We start from the raw sequence: 16187 nt of genomic DNA, 5'->3' as shown, positions 1-16187 counted from the left end.
GATCACCTTCTTCAAATAATCTTCTCGCTATTTTCTGGCAGTCCATTTTTATGTACTTATTCTTAGCCGGCCATTCAAAAAAAATCATTCCAAGATCTGTCTGTCATGTTTTCGTGATGCCAGGATCATAATAAGGAAAAATTATATGCAGGTGAAAAAGTATGCACACTATCTGGAAGGGAAGCATCAGCTTCGGCCTTGTAAATATACCCATCAGACTTCATTCAGCCACAGAAGATAAAGATATATCCTTGCGTACACTCCATAAGGAGTGCCATACCCCCATCAAATATGAAAAGGTCTGCCCGGTCTGCGAAAAAGAAGTGGGCAAGGATGACCTCGTCAAAGCCTATGAATATACAAAGGGAAAGTTTGTAGTCATTGAAGATGAGGAGCTGGAAAAACTCAAAAAGGCCAATGAAACAAAAGCAGTTGAAATTGTGGATTTTGTCAGGATGGAAGAAATTGACCCCATTTATTTTCTTCGAAGTTATTATTTGTCACCAGGAGATGGCGGGGGAAAAGCATATACACTGCTTAGAAAGGCGCTCCAGGAATCACAGAAGGTAGGTATCGCCAAAATCATCATCAGGTCAAAAGAACAGCTTGCCGTTGTTAGGGTTTTTGAAAATACACTGCTTATGGAAACCATATACTTCCCGGATGAAGTGCGGGCTGCCAATGATGTGCCGAATGTACCGGCAGAAGAAAATATCACGAAGAAAGAACTGGACACTGCAATCATGCTTATCGATCAGCTGACTACAGAATTTGAACCGGGGAAATATCATGACGACTATCGTACAGCACTGATGGAGCTGATTGAAAGCAAAAAGAACGGCAAAACAGTCACTCCAAAAGAAAGGGATGTGCCTGAATCCAATGTGATGGATCTGATGGCTGCCCTGCAGGCTTCCATTGATAAAACAAAAGGCGGAGGAGCAAAAAAGGCTGCTCCCCGCAAGAAGCGTGCTGCAGCTTCAAAGGAAAAGAAGAAAGCTTAATAATGGCTGCTGATTGTACGGCAAGCGGCAGTGGGGAAGGAATGCTTATTAGAGCATTCCTTTTTTTACCGGTAAATCAGGTTTATAAAGTTTACGTTTAAGGAGTGTCGTGTTAAAGGTATATGAAGATATGGTTAAAAGCTGACTTTCAGGGGTTGACATAATGAACGAACATAAAAATTCTTTATTAACAAAAGCCAATATCCTTTATTTCTTTTTTGCCGCCTTTATGCTACTGGGCTGCTCGACCGTTTTTTTGAAATTGAGCGAGGAATTAAGGGAGCAGGAGCTGGATCGGTTTGACCAGAGATTTATCAGCTTTATTCAGGGGAATATCTCCGACAGGCTGACAGCCGTCATGGAAGTTCTGACCTTCTTCGGTTCTGTTGCATTCCTGAGTGCCGCTGTCGTGGCGGGATGTGCGGTTCTGATCTATAAAAAGCATCCGCGCTATGCTGTTTATCTGATGATTTCATCAGGCATCGGCGCGTTATTTAACTATTATCTGAAGCTTTTATTCAGGAGGGACAGGCCGAGTTATTTGCCATTGATCCAGGAACACGGCTTCAGCTTTCCGAGCGGCCATTCCATGGGGTCCTTTATTTTTTATGGATCAATTGCAATCATTCTGCTAAAAATGCTTCACAGCCGGCTGCTTAAATGGATTGGGGCTGCATTGCTCGGCCTTGTCATCCTGTTCATTGGAATCAGCAGGGTCTACCTCGGGGTTCATTATCCGAGTGATGTACTTGCAGGCTTTGCTGCGGGAGGAGTATGGCTGACAGTATGCGCCGTCGGTCTCAGATACTACGAATACCGGCAGGAAGTCAAACGGGGCAGAAACCCAGAAGCGGAGAACGGTGCCTTTCAAATCAAAAAGAAATCAAAAGCAGAATGAGGCACACTCTGACCCCTTTTCTGCCGCCGAAAGTACTTTTGGGTCATAAGAAATGTTTTAAGACCCCTTTTCGTTCTCCGAAGGCACTTTTGGGTCATGAAAAATTTTTTAAGACCCCTTTTCATTCTCCGAAAGCACTTTTGGGTCATAAGAAAAATTTTAAGACCATTTTTCGTTCTCCAAAGGCACTTTTTGGTCATAAGATCTTCTTAAGACCATTCCCTTTCACCACAACTGCTTTTTGGTCTTAAGCCTCTTTGAATCAGTGCACGTTCGGCTAAGACAGGGCAAAAAGAGTGGATGTCCAACTATTTTAAAAATATTGACAACTACGATGTGAAGAGTTATTATCTACGACAAGGCGTGAATTGAATATGGACTCTTATCCAGAGCGGCGGAGGGACTGGCCCGATGAAGCCCGGCAACCATCAAGCAGAACTTGAACGGTGCTAATGCCAGTAAATTGGTTTATTTAGCCGATGAGAGAAAGCTGATACTGATTTAGCGTTCTTCCTCGGAGGACGCTTTTTTGCATGCCAAGAACATCGAGAAAAATTCATGAAAGAGAGATGACGACATGAAAATTGAAACTCTCCTGGTACAATCAGGAATGTACCGGGATCCATCTACCGGATCCATAAGCACCCCTATCTATCAAAGTGCGACTTTCAGCCACCCTGCCCTTGGTCAGAGCACAGGCTATGATTATTCAAGGACAGCCAATCCCACAAGAACGGCTCTTGAAGAAGCAATTGCAGCACTTGAGAAGGGTGATAAGGGATTTGCCTTCGCTTCCGGAATGGCTGCCATCACTTCCATCCTGCTGCTCTTCAAGCCTAATGACCACCTGGTCGTTTCAGATGATTTATATGGAGGTACATATCGTATCCTTGAAGAGGTTTTCTCCCATTATGGAATTACGGCCACATATGTGGATACATCTTCGATAGAGGCAATCACCTCGGCGGTCAAAGAAAATACAAAGGGTCTGTTCATCGAGACTCCCACCAATCCATTAATGAAAGTCACGGACCTTAAGGCCGCCTTGTCATTTGCGAAAGAGAAGGGAATTCTATCAGTCGTGGATAACACGTTTATGACTCCGTATCTGCAGCGGCCGATCAAATTTGGCGCAGACATTGTCATGCACAGCGCGACCAAATATCTTGGCGGCCATAACGATGCGGTGGCCGGGCTGGTTGTAACTGCTCACGAAGAATTGTCGCTGAAGATGGCAAAGATTCATAATGGGGCAGGGGCCATACTTGGACCGCAGGATTCATGGCTTATCCTGCGCGGCATGAAAACGCTTGGAATCCGCCTGGACAGACAGCAGGCAAATGCCGCCAGAATTGCCGAAGTTCTAAACGCACATCCGAGCATTGAGACTGTTTATTATCCAGGTCTAGAGGATCATCCGCAATATGAATTGTCACGGAGGCAGGCTGAGGGGTTCGGAGCGATGCTCTCCTTTACCGTCAAAAATATGGAGCTTGTGCCGCATATTCTGGAAAACTTAAAGGTTATCAGTTTTGCAGAAAGCCTGGGAGGAGTTGAAAGCCTGATCACTTATCCTGCCACCCAGACTCATGCTGATATCCCCCGGGAAATCAGGGATGCAAGGGGCATAACGGACAAGCTCTTAAGGCTGTCTGTTGGAATTGAAAACGCCGAAGATTTGATTGAGGATCTGACCGCAGTCCTGGCTCCTGTGCAGGAACCTGCCGGGGCAGAAAAGTAAGGAAGAACTGCCTGCTGTCCTAAACGATCTCCTGTAAGGAATCCCTTAGAAGCAGGCAGATTTTGCTTGAAATAAAAATACCGCTCTCAAGGAGCGGTGAACCTTCATCAATATATAGTCTGTTGTCTGAAAAATCAAACTATATATTGTGAATTTAGTGTAACATAGGGTTATGTATAGTACAAGCGTGAGATGACCAAGACTCTCGTGGTATTTTCACAGACTAAAAGGAGGGAGCCTCTTTGAGAAAAATAGTTACCCTGCATGCCGGCCGGGCACAGCTGCGGAATTATGGAAACAGGATTATGAAGACAGCTATCGCCAAGCTCCCTGCAGAACGGGCAGCCCTGGGCTTTGGCGGCATGGCCGGGGATGAACAGGCAGATTTAAAACATCATGGAGGACCCGACCGTGCTTTATGTTTGTACCCTTTAGAACATTACCGATTCTGGAATGAAACCTTCGGCAGGGAGTTATCTCTTCCTGCCTTTGGGGAAAATGCCTCAGTTACCGGGATGCTTGAAGAAAATGTATTTATTGGCGATGTTTATTCAGCAGGCACCTGCATTTTCCAGATTACAGAAGGAAGGATACCCTGTGCGACTATTTCCATGCAGAATGGAGAGCCATCTTTTCTAAAAAAGCTGATGGAGACTGCCTATACCGGATATTTCGCAAGAGTGCTCCAGGAAGGTGTCCTTGATAAGGGCGATGAAATAGTGCTGGTCGAGAGAAAACAGGAAAAAATATCTGTTCTCTACGCCAGCCAGGTAATTCTGAACAAAAAGGATGGGCTGGAGGGAGCGAAGGCAGTCCTTGAGGCTGAAGGTCTCTCCAGGGATTGGCAGAAGCGTCTCCTGCGAAGGACAGGCTGTTGATACCTGTCCGTAAAATAAAAACTCCTGACCCGCTGATATAGTGTCCCTTGTACTGGCATATATATTGGTGAAGGGGGTTTTTTTATGTTTAGAAAAAAGTACCGGTCAAGTCTTTCTCCATTCAAGGGACCTCTTCCTGCCCGGCTTGTTTTTCTGTATTCCTTCATTCTTTTTATCCTGTCCTGTCTCTTTTCGGTCGTTATCATAGATCGTGCGATTGAACCGATTATCATCAATATTGCCAAGAGTGAAATCAAAAGGGTTTCTTCCGAGGTCATCAATGAATCTATGGATGAAAATATTTCTGAGCATGATATGGAAGATTTAATCATCGTTCATTTTAAAAAAGACGGCAATACACCTGCCTTCAGCTTCAACCCAAAAATATATAACAGCATCCGGTCCCAGGCAACGAAGGATATCCAGAGGAAGCTTGGAATCAATGAAGATCAGCAGTTTTATGAAAAGGACAGTAAGAATAAAGTGGATTCAGATAAATTCAAGTCCCTGGTTTACCATATTCCGCTTGGAGTTGTGACACATAATTCCCTGCTGGCAAATATGGGGCCCAAAATACCGGTCAAGATGAGCCTCATTGGCAATGTAGAACCGGATTTCAAGACGAAATTTACGGATGCCGGCATCAATAATACATATCTTGAGCTTTTTGCCCTTTTTAAAATCAATGTCCAGATTGTTATTCCTTCTTATTCTGAAAAAATGCTGGTTGAGCAGGAGATAAGCCTTGGAGGCATTTTTATCCCCGGGGAAGTCCCGGATTATTACAGTGATGATGGAAAATTACCTGCGCCTGCCATTATCAAACCTTCTAAGAAATAATGAACGAATTTTCCATAATTCCTTGCTATCTTCTTTTCTATCGTGTAAATTTAAATAAATAATTTTTTGAAAAATGCAAACCTTTGTAGTAAAACATAGATTTAAGGCAGGGAGCCATGGCCAGCTGCCGCTAAAATTGAATCTTATCCAGAGAGGCGGAGGGACTGGCCCGGCGAAACCTCAGCAACCAGCCGGAAGGCATGGTGCTAAATCCAGCAAGCTTACAGCTTGGAAGATAAGGAGATGCCTTGGTGAAAAGCCTTCTTCTTACAGAAGGTTTTTTTATTTTTTTAAATGGCATCTCCACCTTGAATGGGGGCTTATATATTGAATTTCAGAGAAGAACTGCAGAATAAGATATTGATCGGCGAAGGGGCTATGGGCACGCTTCTCTATTCACACGGGATAGATGTCTGTTATGAGGAGCTGAACCTGCTGAATCCTGAGCAGGTAGAAAAAATCCACACTGCCTATGCAGCTGCCGGGGCTGACATCCTGCAGTCCAATACATATGGTGCAAACTATTTTAAATTGAAACGGTACGGCCTGGAGGATGAAGTGGCGGGAATTAACAGGAAGGGCCTGCAGATCGCAAAAAGAGCTGCAGGGGACGGACAGTTTGTATTTGGTACAATCGGTGCCCAGAGAAGCTTCCGCAAATCAGATTTAAGCATTGAAGAAATCAAACGGAGCTTCCGCGAACAGCTATACAGCCTTTTGATGGAAGATCCTGACGGGATCCTGCTAGAAACATATTACGATTTTGAGGAACTGGATTCTGTCCTGAAGCTGGCAAGGAGGGAGACTTCACTGCCCATCATCTCCAATGTTTCACTGCATGAGATTGGGTTTCTGCAAAATGGGATGCAGCTCGGTGAAGCTCTGCTGCGCCTTGAATCGGAGGGAGCGGATGCGGTCGGAGTGAACTGCAGGCTGGGCCCTCACCATATGCTCCGGTCGCTTGAGGAGACACCCATCCCTGAAAAAGCGGCTCTTGCGGTTTATCCAAATGCAAGCCTGCCGGATTTTGAGGATGGGAGATTAGTATACCAGGCGAATCCTGAGTATTTTGGCCAGCAGGCCCTTGAACTTAGGAAGCAGGGTGCCAGAATCATAGGAGGCTGCTGCGGAACAACGCCTCTCCATATAGAGAGTGTCAGAAAGGCGCTCCAGGGGCTGCCCCCGGTCTTTGAAAAGGAACTTAAAGTAAGGAGGGTGGAAGTCCTGGAGAGAACATCCTCCTCCAATGAACCTTCCCTTGCACAAAAGGCAGCCGCCAAAAGGACGCTGCTTGTAGAACTGGATCCTCCCAAAAAGCTTGGCGTATCCAAATTCATAGAAGGAGCAGAATGTCTCCGGGATGCGGGTGCAGACTCTGTCACCCTGGCTGATAATTCGCTGGCAACCCCGAGAGTAAGCAATATCTCGCTCGGAACCATGCTTAAAGAACGGAGCGGGATTAACCCGCTTATCCACATCACATGCAGGGATCACAACTTAATCGGGCTGCAGTCTCATTTGATGGGATTATCGACGCTTGGGTTGAATGAAGTGCTTGTGGTCACTGGAGATCCTTCGAAGATCGGGGACTTTCCGGGGGCTACCTCGGTTTATGATGTGTCGTCCTTTGACCTGATAGCACTGATCAAGCAATTCAACGAAGGGCTGTCCTATTCCGGGCAGCCGCTCGGCCAGAAAACCAATTTCAAGATATCTGCAGCCTTTAATCCAAACGTCCGCTATCTTCATAAAGCGGTGGAGAGGATGGAAAAGAAAATTTCCTTCGGTGCCCAAAGCTTCCTGACACAGCCCATCTATTCTGAGGAGCAGATTGAGGAAGTATATCAGGCGGTCAAGCATCTGGATACCCCGGTATTCATCGGAATCATGCCGCTTACGAGTTCAAGGAATGCAGAATTCATCCATCATGAGGTTCCTGGGATATCACTTCCTGATTCAGTGAGGAAAGCCATGTCTAGCGCCGGCAATGACCCGGTCCAGGCGGCCAGGGAAGGAGAAGCGATAGCCAGGGCTCTTGTTGAGAAGGCGATGGAACGTTTCAATGGGATTTATTTAATAACACCATTTTTACGCTACGATATGACAGCCGGTCTTACCAGGCATATCCGCAGGCTTGATGCAGCTAGAAAAACAGAGGTGACAGTATATGAATAAAGATGTAAGGAACTCACTAAAGGAAAGAATACTAATCCTTGACGGTGCAATGGGAACGATGATCCAGGATGCCGGCCTTTCTGCGGAAGACTTTGGCGGGGAGGAATATGAGGGCTGCAATGAATACCTGTCTTTTACAGCACCAGGCTTGATTAAGCAGATTCACCTGGATTATCTGGAAGCCGGGGCTGATATCATTGAAACAAACACGTTTGGGGCAGCCAGCATCGTCCTCGATGAATATAATCTGGGGGCAAGGGCCTATGAACTGAACGTTCTATCTGCCAAAATTGCAAAGGAAGCGGCCGAAGCGTATTCGGAACCGGGCTGGCCGCGTTATGTAGCCGGTTCAATGGGACCGACAACAAAGACCTTGTCTGTGACCGGAGGGACCACCTTCGAGAAATTGGCTGATTCATATGAGGAGCAGGCAAGGGGGCTGATCGATGGGGGAAGCGATCTTCTCCTTGTGGAAACGTCACAGGACATGCTGAATGTGAAGGCGGCCTATTCAGGAATCAAGCGAGCATTTAATTCCTGCGGCAGGGAGATCCCGATCATCCTTTCAGGAACCATTGAACCGATGGGAACTACTCTTGCCGGCCAGTCGATCGAAGCATTCTATTTATCCAGTGAACACATGAAGCCAGCTGCCATTGGGCTGAACTGCGCCACTGGCCCGGAGTTTATGACAGATCATATCCGCAGCCTGTCTGGGATATCGGATGCGGCAGTGAGCTGTTATCCAAATGCAGGGCTGCCCGATGAAGATGGCCATTACCATGAATCACCGGAGTCCCTTGCAGGGAAGATGAAGCAGTTTGCAGAAAAGGGCTGGATCAATATTGCCGGCGGCTGCTGCGGGACAACACCGGCACATATCCGGGCCATGCGTGAAGCGTTAAGGGACATTAAGCCCCGGACAATCGGGCCGAGGGGACAGGGACATGGAATCTCAGGCATTGAGCCGCTCATTTATGATGAATCGATGAGACCCCTATTTGTCGGTGAAAGAACAAATGTAATCGGGTCCAGGAAATTTAAGGAGCTTATCCGCGGCCGGCATTATGAGGAAGCATCGGAAATTGCCAGGGCGCAGGTGAAAAAAGGTGCGCATGTTATTGACATCTGCCTCGCTGATCCAGACGGGGACGAAATATCCGACATGGAGTTCTTTGTCCAGGAAGTGGTAAAAAAAGTAAAGGTGCCGCTCGTCATCGATTCTACAGATGAGGCTGTTATCGAGACGGCCTTGAAGCATTCGCAGGGGAAGGGAATCATAAACTCCATCAATCTCGAGGACGGCGAAGAACGGTTCGCAAGTGTGGTCCCTTTGATTCAAAAATACGGATCTGCAGTGGTCGTAGGCACCATCGATGAGACAGGCATGGCTGTGGATGCCGGGCGAAAGGTTGAGATTGCAGGCCGCTCCCTGGACCTGCTCGTCAATAAATACAATTTGCAGCCATCCGACATTATCTTTGATCCGCTTGTTTTCCCTGTCGGCACAGGAGACGAGCAGTATATCGGCTCGGCAGCAGAGACTGTCAAGGGCATCAGAGAGATAAAGGAAGCATTTCCGGAAACACTGACCATACTTGGAATCAGCAATGTTTCCTTCGGACTTCCGCCAAGGGGCAGGGAAATACTCAATGCAGTGTTCCTTTACCACTGCACCAAAGCGGGACTTGACTATGCCATTGTGAACACTGAGAAGCTTGAGAGGTTTGCGAGTATCCCCCAGGAAGAAATTCAGCTGGCAGAAGAGCTGCTATTTAATACATCAAAAGAAACATTGCAGGTCTTTACTGATTTTTATCGTGACAAGAAGGCAGAGAAAAAGGAAACAAAGGAACAGCTGCCAGTAGACGAGAGACTTGCCGAATATATCATTGAAGGAACAAAGCAGGGGCTGATAGAAGATCTTGAACTGGTGCTTTCACGCGGGGATCAACCGCTGGCTGTCATCAACGGCCCGCTGATGAAAGGCATGGCAGAGGTAGGCAGGCTGTTCAATGACAATCAGCTGATTGTAGCTGAAGTACTTCAGAGCGCAGAGGCCATGAAGCATGCGGTTGCCTATCTTGAGCCTTTTATGGAGAAGTCGGAGGAAAGCAGTGCGAAAGGGAAGGTGCTGCTTGCGACAGTCAAGGGGGATGTACATGATATTGGCAAAAATCTGGTCGATATCATCCTGACCAATAATGGCTTCGATGTGGTCGATCTTGGAATAAAAGTGACGTCCCAGCAGATTATCGAGGCTGTAAGAGCCCATTCACCAACAGTGATCGGCCTGTCAGGCCTCCTTGTCAAGTCCGCACAGCAGATGGTGCTGACGGCACAGGATCTTAAACAATCAAACATCGACCTGCCAATCATGGTGGGCGGCGCGGCCCTATCCAGAAAGTTCACCGACAATAAGATCGCCCCTGAATACAATGGCGCAGTGCTGTATGCCAAAGATGCCATGGACGGATTGAGCCTGGCAAATTCGCTGCATGATGCTGAAAAGAGGGATCAGCTCATTTTCCAGGTGAATGAAAAGCGTAAACAAAATGCTTCTGCCCAGACAGCTGCTGTGCTCGAAACAAAAGTAAAGGTGCCTCAAAGGTCAGAGGTCTCCAGGGATTTCGAAGTAAAGAGACCTCGTGATCTTAATCGACATGTACTGAAAGACTATCCTCTTCAGCAGATTGTACCTTATATCAATAAGCAGATGCTGATTGGCCATCATCTCGGATTGAAAGGGAAAGTCCAGGAGCTGATCCAGAAAAATGATGAGAAAGCAGTCTTTCTGAATGACCTGGTTGATTCTCTGCTGGGCGGGCTGATGAACAGCGAGGAATATTCGGTAAATGGAATCTACCGTTTTTATCCGGCCCAGAGCGAAGGGAATAAGGTGTATATTTATAATGGCGATAATCCGGGGGAGATTCTTGAAGTGCTTGATTTTCCGCGGCAGCAGTCAGCACCTTACCTTTGTCTTGCAGATTATGTTAAGAGCGTGGACTCTGGTGAAATGGATTATATCGGTTTGTTTGTGGTCTCTGCCGGAAAAGACATCCGGAGGCTGGCCGCCAGCTGGAAAGACCAGGGAGACTTCCTGAAAAGCCATGCGATACAGGCGGTGGCGCTTGAGACGGCAGAGGGGTTTGCTGAAAGGATGCATCATATCATGAGGGATGCCTGGGGCATACCGGATTCCATAGATATGACAATGAAGGAGCGGTTTTCTGCCAAGTATAGAGGACAGCGATATTCCTTTGGCTATCCAGCCTGTCCGAATCTCGAAGACCAGGAAAAGCTCTTCAGGCTGCTCCGTCCCGAGGAAATCGGTATAAACCTTACAGATGGCTTCATGATGGAGCCTGAGGCGTCTGTCTCCGCATTTGTTGTGTCCCATCCGGAAGCAAGATACTTCAATGTAGAACGATAAGCAAAAACCCCCTTCTGTGCATCTGTATTAGAAGGGGGTTTTTCGATTTTTACCAAAAACAATTGACAGGACAAAATATAGAACTATACACTGTAACTAGTTATTAGTTAATTTAGAAAATTCATTTAATTGGAAAGAGGCACATATGCTTCAAATAAAACGCAATCGAATCGGCTTGAATGCCATCCTTTTGGCAGCCATTCATGAACAGGAAGAAGAAAAGGTCATGCAAACACTAACCGGAGAAGGCTATGCATCCTGCAAAGGACGCGTAGGTTCGATGGAAACCCATAAGATCGTCGCAGCCATTGAAACCGCATCCAAAAGGAGCGGCATCATCGATGGGTCTCTTTACCGGGAGGTCCATTCTTTATATCACAGTTCCATTGAAGCCGTTCACGGAATTACGCGGGGACAGGCGCAGATAGGCGAGCTGCTTAGGACAGTCGGCCTTCAGTTTGCAGTACTAAGGGGCCGTCCGTTCCCGAACCATGAAGAAGGGGAGTGGATTGCGGTTGCTCTTTATGGCACGATAGGGGCCCCGGTAAAAGGGTTTGAGCATGAAACAGTAGGACTTGGAATCAATCATATTTAATATCAGTCCATAGTTATTAGACAAAAGGGGACTGTACCACTTTATTGTGGTACAGTCCCTTTATTTTGTTAAAGGAGAGAAGTTTTATGGTTATTTTGAACGGCGAAACACTGACACTGGAACAAGTGAAGCAGGTTGTGATTCATAAAGAAAAAGCATGCGCCTCGGCTGAAGCGCTTAATAGGGCGGCGGAAAGCCGAAAGGCAGTTGAATTGATTGTTGCAGATAAAAAAGTTGTCTATGGCATCAATACAGGGTTTGGAAAGTTCAGTGACATGCTTATTGACAGTTCGGATGTGAATGAGCTGCAGGTGAACCTGATTTTTTCACATGCCTGCGGAGTTGGTGAGCCTTTTCCGGAGCCTGTATCAAGGGCGATGCTCCTTCTTCGGGCAAACGCCCTCCTGAAGGGATATTCAGGGGTCAGGCCGGTGGTGATCGAGAGGCTGATCCAGCTGGTGAATCTGGAAATTTCGCCGGTTATCCCCCAGCAGGGATCACTCGGGGCAAGCGGAGACCTCGCGCCGCTGTCGCATCTTGCCATGGTTCTGATGGGGGAAGGAGAGGTCTTTTATAAGAACGAAGTAGTGCCAGCCGGCATTGCACTGGCAGGGGAAGGCATCCCGCCTATTGAGCTTAAGGCGAAGGAAGGGCTTGCCCTCATCAACGGGACACAGGCAATGACGGCGATGGGAGCGATTGCCTATCTGGAAGCCGAGAGCCTGGCCATACAGTCAGAAGCTATAGCGTCAATCACATTTGAAGGCCTCCAGGGTATTATTGATGCGTTTGATCCAGACGTCCACCTGGCCAGGGGATATCCACAGCAGACCGCGGTGGCCGAGCGGATGAATGCCTGGCTCTCGGGAAGCGGACTCACTACAAGGCAGGGTGAAGCTAGAGTGCAGGATGCCTATTCTCTAAGATGCATCCCACAGGTTCACGGTGCGTCCTGGCAGGTGCTGGATTATGTAAAAGAAAAGCTGGAGATTGAAATGAATGCAGCCACAGACAATCCCCTGATATTCGATGATGGAAATAAAGTCATTTCCGGCGGGAATTTTCATGGTCAGCCCATTGCCTTTGCCATGGATTTTTTGAAGATCGGAGTGGCTGAATTGGCCAATATATCAGAACGGAGGGTTGAAAGGCTTGTGAATCCGCACCTGAGCGACCTGCCGCCGTTTTTAAGCCCTCAGCCGGGACTTCAGTCGGGGGCGATGATCATGCAGTACGCGGCCGCCTCTCTTGTCTCGGAAAATAAAACACTGGCCCACCCGGCAAGTGTTGATTCTATCCCCTCATCAGCCAATCAGGAGGATCATGTGAGCATGGGGACTATAGCTGCCCGGCATGCCTACGGAATCATCCAGAATGCAAGGAATGTTATTACCATAGAACTGATCTGCGCCATGCAGGCTGCTGAATACAGAGGACGAGCCAAAATGGCTAAACGAACGGGCCTGATCTGGGATGAAGCAAGACAAATCGTTCCATCAATAATAAAAGACCGCCATTTTGCAAAGGACATTGAAAGGCTGTCAGCATGGCTGAGGGAGACGGACTTCCAGGTTTACATGAAAACGGAAGTTTATTGATTAGTAAAAGAATAGGGAGGAATAATCATGGAAAATCATGCTGCAGTTGAAAGAAAGATCAGGGCCGGAAGAGGGAATGAACTCGAGGCAAAAGGCTGGATTCAGGAGGCCGCGATTCGGATGCTTATGAATAATCTGGATGAGGAAGTGGCCGAACGGCCATCAGAATTGGTCGTTTACGGAGGTATCGGCAAAGCTGCGAGGAATTGGGAGAGTTATGATGCCATTGTTCAGACGCTGAAGAATCTTGAAAATGATGAAACCTTATTGATTCAGTCCGGAAAGCCGGTGGCTGTCTTCAGGACCCACAATGATGCCCCCCGCGTCCTGCTGGCTAATTCCAATCTTGTCCCGGCATGGGCAGACTGGGAGCATTTCCATGAGCTTGATAAAAAAGGCCTGATGATGTATGGCCAGATGACGGCCGGAAGCTGGATTTATATAGGGAGCCAGGGGATTATCCAGGGAACCTATGAGACATTTGCGGAAGCTGCGCGCCAGAACTTTGGCGGTACTCTGAAACACACGATTACATTGACGGCTGGCCTTGGCGGGATGGGAGGTGCTCAGCCCCTGGCGGTCACGATGAATGAAGGAGTATGCCTTGCGATCGAGGCAGATGAAACCAGAATAGACCGCCGGATTGAAACAGCCTATCTGGATACAAAAGCTTCCGATGCCGAAGAGGCGGTGGCCATGGCTCTGGCAGCAAAAAAGGAGGGAAAGGCCCTTTCCATCGGGTTATTAGGGAATGCAGCAGAAATCCTGCCGCGTATGGCAGCCCTGGGATTCATACCTGACATCCTGACAGACCAGACATCAGCACATGATCCGCTGAACGGTTATATCCCTATCGGCCTCTCAGTGGGTGAAGCAGCTTCCCTCAGGGAGCTTGACCCTGAAGAATACGTCAGGAGATCGAAAAAAAGCATGGCGGTGCATGTAGAGGCGATGCTTGCGATGAAGAAAATGGGAGCTGTCGTCTTCGACTACGGCAACAATATCAGGCAGGCGGCAAAGGACGAAGGAGTACTTGAAGCCTTCAGTTTCCCGGGGTTTGTACCCGCCTATATAAGGCCGCTTTTCTGTGAAGGCAAAGGTCCTTTCCGTTGGGCGGCCCTCTCGGGGAATCCTGAAGATATCAGGATAATCGATGAGGCCGTACTGAAGGAATTTGCCCATGATGCACACCTTTGCCACTGGATCAGGATGGCCTCGAAAAAAATAGCCTTCCAGGGGTTGCCTGCCCGGATATGCTGGCTGGGGTATGGTGACAGAGAGAAACTGGGCATGATTATCAATGATCTCGTGGCTTCAGGGAAGGTGAGTGCGCCGGTTGTAATAGGCAGGGACCATCTGGATGCAGGTTCAGTGGCATCACCGAACAGGGAAACGGAGGCGATGAAGGACGGAAGTGATGCAGTGGCAGATTGGCCGATACTCAATGCCCTTATCAACGCAGTGGGGGGGGCAAGCTGGGTGTCTGTGCACCATGGCGGTGGTGTGGGGATGGGGTATTCACTTCATGCCGGCATGGTTATAGTTGCAGATGGCACCCCGGAAGCAGGAGTGAGGCTCAGCAGGGTGCTGACTTCAGATCCGGGGATGGGGGTCGTACGGCATGCAGATGCAGGATACGAGGCAGCCATATACACTGCCAAAGAAAAAGGAATTAAAATGCCTATGCTGAAAAAGGCTGAGGATGGAGGAAAGGGCTGATGACACATACACTCATCGTCAAGAATGCAGCCCAGCTCATAACACTTGCAGGCAGCTCCGGCGCCCCGCTGACAGGTTCCGAGATGTCCCGGATAGGCTTGGTTGAAGGAGGTTCTATATGGATACAAGACGGGATTATTCAGCTTGCGGGAAGCAATGAGGAAGTCCTTGAGGCTATCCACAAGATACCTGAAGATGCCGAAGTCCTCGATGCCTCCGGAAAACTTGTCATGCCTGGTCTGGTCGATCCGCATACCCATCTGGTCCATGCGGGTTCCAGAGAGGAAGAGTTCAATATGAGGATCGGCGGTGCCACCTATATGGAAATCCTGAATGCGGGAGGGGGAATCCACTCCACGGCAGAACAAACCAGGAAGGCCACCTTTGAAGAGCTGTACAGCGCTGCTGCCGGCAGACTGGATGAATTCCTGCTCCATGGTGTCACAACACTTGAAGCAAAGAGCGGTTATGGAATGGACTGGGAAACCGAAAGAAAGCAGCTGCAGGTGGCCGCCATGCTCCAGGAAAAGCACCCTGTTGATGTAATCAGCACATTTATGGGTGCCCATGCAGTACCAAAAAGCTACAGGGGGCATGAAGAGGCTTTCGTCTGTCTAGTGATCGAGGAACTCCTTCCGAAGGTCGCTGAAGAAAGGCTGGCCGAATTCAATGACGTCTTCTGTGAACGTGGAGTGTTCACCCCGGAGCAGTCGAGAAGAATTTTAGAAGCGGGGCAGATGCTTGGGTTAAAAGCAAAAATACACGCTGATGAAATAGAATCATATGGTGGAGCGGAATTGGCTGCAGACATCGGGGCAATCAGTGCCGACCACCTGCTGAAAGCATCCCCGGCAGGCATTAAAAGGATGGCTGAAGAAGGGGTAATCGGCGTCCTTCTTCCAGGCACTGCTTATTTTTTAATGGCAGAGTTTGCAAATGCGAGAGGAATGATAGATGGTGGTGTGCCGGTAGCACTTTCAACTGATTTCAATCCGGGATCCTCTCCCACTGTATCGCTTCCTTTCATCATGAATCTTGGCTGCCTGAAAATGGGGATGTCCCCTGCCGAGGTGATTACAGCAGCGACCATAAATGCCGCCCATGCCATTGACAGGGGAAGGGAAATTGGATCATTAGAGAGCGGAAAAAAAGGAGATATCGCAATCTTTGATGTGCCGAACTTTTACAAGCTTCAATATTCCTATGGAGTGAATCACACTCACACTGTTATAAAAAATGGGAGGACAGTAGTCAGGAATGGGCAATTAGTCAAATAAAGCACTATTCACCATTCAGCTCCTTT

At 48.1% G+C, this 16187-nt stretch carries 11 protein-coding genes and 2 riboswitches; all 11 genes read left to right on the top strand.

Translation table 11 applies throughout. The features are described 5' to 3' along the window. Positions 1–161: 161 nt before the first annotated feature. The gene (locus V1501_RS13040; protein ID WP_409288728.1) at positions 162–1004 is read left to right on the top strand and encodes a Ku protein; all 843 of its coding nucleotides are present in this window, start codon (positions 162–164) and stop codon (positions 1002–1004) included. A 163-nt stretch (positions 1005–1167) separates the two neighbouring features. After that, positions 1168–1902, top strand: coding sequence for a phosphatase PAP2 family protein (locus V1501_RS13035; protein ID WP_409288727.1), 735 nt, complete (start codon positions 1168–1170; stop codon positions 1900–1902). 379 nt (positions 1903–2281) lie between these two features. Further along, a riboswitch (SAM riboswitch) is annotated at positions 2282–2388 on the top strand. Between the two features lie 91 nt (positions 2389–2479). Beyond that, entirely contained in the window at positions 2480–3643 is a 1164-nt protein-coding gene (locus tag V1501_RS13030) for a trans-sulfuration enzyme family protein (protein ID WP_409288725.1), read from the top strand. 242 nt (positions 3644–3885) lie between these two features. Next, on the top strand, positions 3886–4521 hold the full coding sequence (locus V1501_RS13025) for an MOSC domain-containing protein (RefSeq protein WP_409288724.1): 636 nt from the start codon (positions 3886–3888) through the stop codon (positions 4519–4521). Between the two features lie 84 nt (positions 4522–4605). After that, positions 4606–5361, top strand: coding sequence for a sporulation protein YunB (gene yunB / locus V1501_RS13020; RefSeq protein ID WP_409288722.1), 756 nt, complete (start codon positions 4606–4608; stop codon positions 5359–5361). A 140-nt stretch (positions 5362–5501) separates the two neighbouring features. Beyond that, positions 5502–5603, top strand: a riboswitch (SAM riboswitch). Positions 5604–5688: 85 nt separating this feature from the next. Then, positions 5689–7536 (top strand): bifunctional homocysteine S-methyltransferase/methylenetetrahydrofolate reductase, encoded by a 1848-nt coding sequence (locus V1501_RS13015; RefSeq protein ID WP_409288720.1) that lies wholly within the window; start codon positions 5689–5691, stop codon positions 7534–7536. After that, positions 7529–10972 carry a methionine synthase gene (gene metH / locus V1501_RS13010; protein WP_409288718.1) on the top strand — a complete coding sequence of 1148 codons (3444 nt, stop codon included), beginning with the start codon at positions 7529–7531 and terminating at the stop codon, positions 10970–10972. Before V1501_RS13015 ends, metH begins: the two co-directional genes overlap by 8 nt. Positions 10973–11117: 145 nt before the next feature. Continuing rightward, positions 11118–11567: a hut operon transcriptional regulator HutP gene (gene hutP, locus V1501_RS13005; RefSeq protein WP_409288717.1), complete on the top strand. Its 450-nt coding sequence runs from the start codon at positions 11118–11120 to the stop codon at positions 11565–11567. Between the two features lie 86 nt (positions 11568–11653). Beyond that, a complete protein-coding gene (hutH, locus tag V1501_RS13000; RefSeq protein WP_409288716.1) occupies positions 11654–13165 on the top strand; it encodes a histidine ammonia-lyase in 1512 nt (503 codons plus the stop codon). Between the two features lie 27 nt (positions 13166–13192). Further along, complete coding sequence (hutU, locus tag V1501_RS12995; RefSeq protein WP_409288714.1) at positions 13193–14884, top strand: urocanate hydratase; 1692 nt, start codon at positions 13193–13195, stop codon at positions 14882–14884. Further along, on the top strand, positions 14884–16161 hold the full coding sequence (gene hutI / locus V1501_RS12990) for an imidazolonepropionase (protein ID WP_409288713.1): 1278 nt from the start codon (positions 14884–14886) through the stop codon (positions 16159–16161). The genes hutU and hutI overlap by 1 nt, the downstream gene beginning before the upstream one ends. The last annotated feature ends 26 nt before the right edge of the window (positions 16162–16187 follow it).

Origin of the sequence: Paraperibacillus esterisolvens (genome assembly GCF_046237625.1) — a bacterium.
Lineage (GTDB): Bacteria > Bacillota > Bacilli > Bacillales > DSM-1321 > Paraperibacillus > Paraperibacillus esterisolvens.
This window is presented reverse-complemented; position numbering and strand designations above follow the sequence as displayed.

Bases quoted from the DNA above. Each gene is read 5' to 3' on its own strand.
- yunB (WP_409288722.1), top strand. From the start codon at position 4,606: ATGTTTAGAAAAAAGTACCGGTCAAGTCTTTCTCCATTCAAGGGACCT.
- metH (WP_409288718.1), top strand. From the start codon at position 7,529: ATGAATAAAGATGTAAGGAACTCACTAAAGGAAAGAATACTAATCCTT.
- hutU (WP_409288714.1), top strand. From the start codon at position 13,193: ATGGAAAATCATGCTGCAGTTGAAAGAAAGATCAGGGCCGGAAGAGGG.
- V1501_RS13030 (WP_409288725.1), top strand. From the start codon at position 2,480: ATGAAAATTGAAACTCTCCTGGTACAATCAGGAATGTACCGGGATCCA.
- hutH (WP_409288716.1), top strand. From the start codon at position 11,654: ATGGTTATTTTGAACGGCGAAACACTGACACTGGAACAAGTGAAGCAG.
- V1501_RS13035 (WP_409288727.1), top strand. From the start codon at position 1,168: ATGAACGAACATAAAAATTCTTTATTAACAAAAGCCAATATCCTTTAT.
- hutP (WP_409288717.1), top strand. From the start codon at position 11,118: ATGCTTCAAATAAAACGCAATCGAATCGGCTTGAATGCCATCCTTTTG.
- hutI (WP_409288713.1), top strand. From the start codon at position 14,884: ATGACACATACACTCATCGTCAAGAATGCAGCCCAGCTCATAACACTT.
- V1501_RS13040 (WP_409288728.1), top strand. From the start codon at position 162: ATGCACACTATCTGGAAGGGAAGCATCAGCTTCGGCCTTGTAAATATA.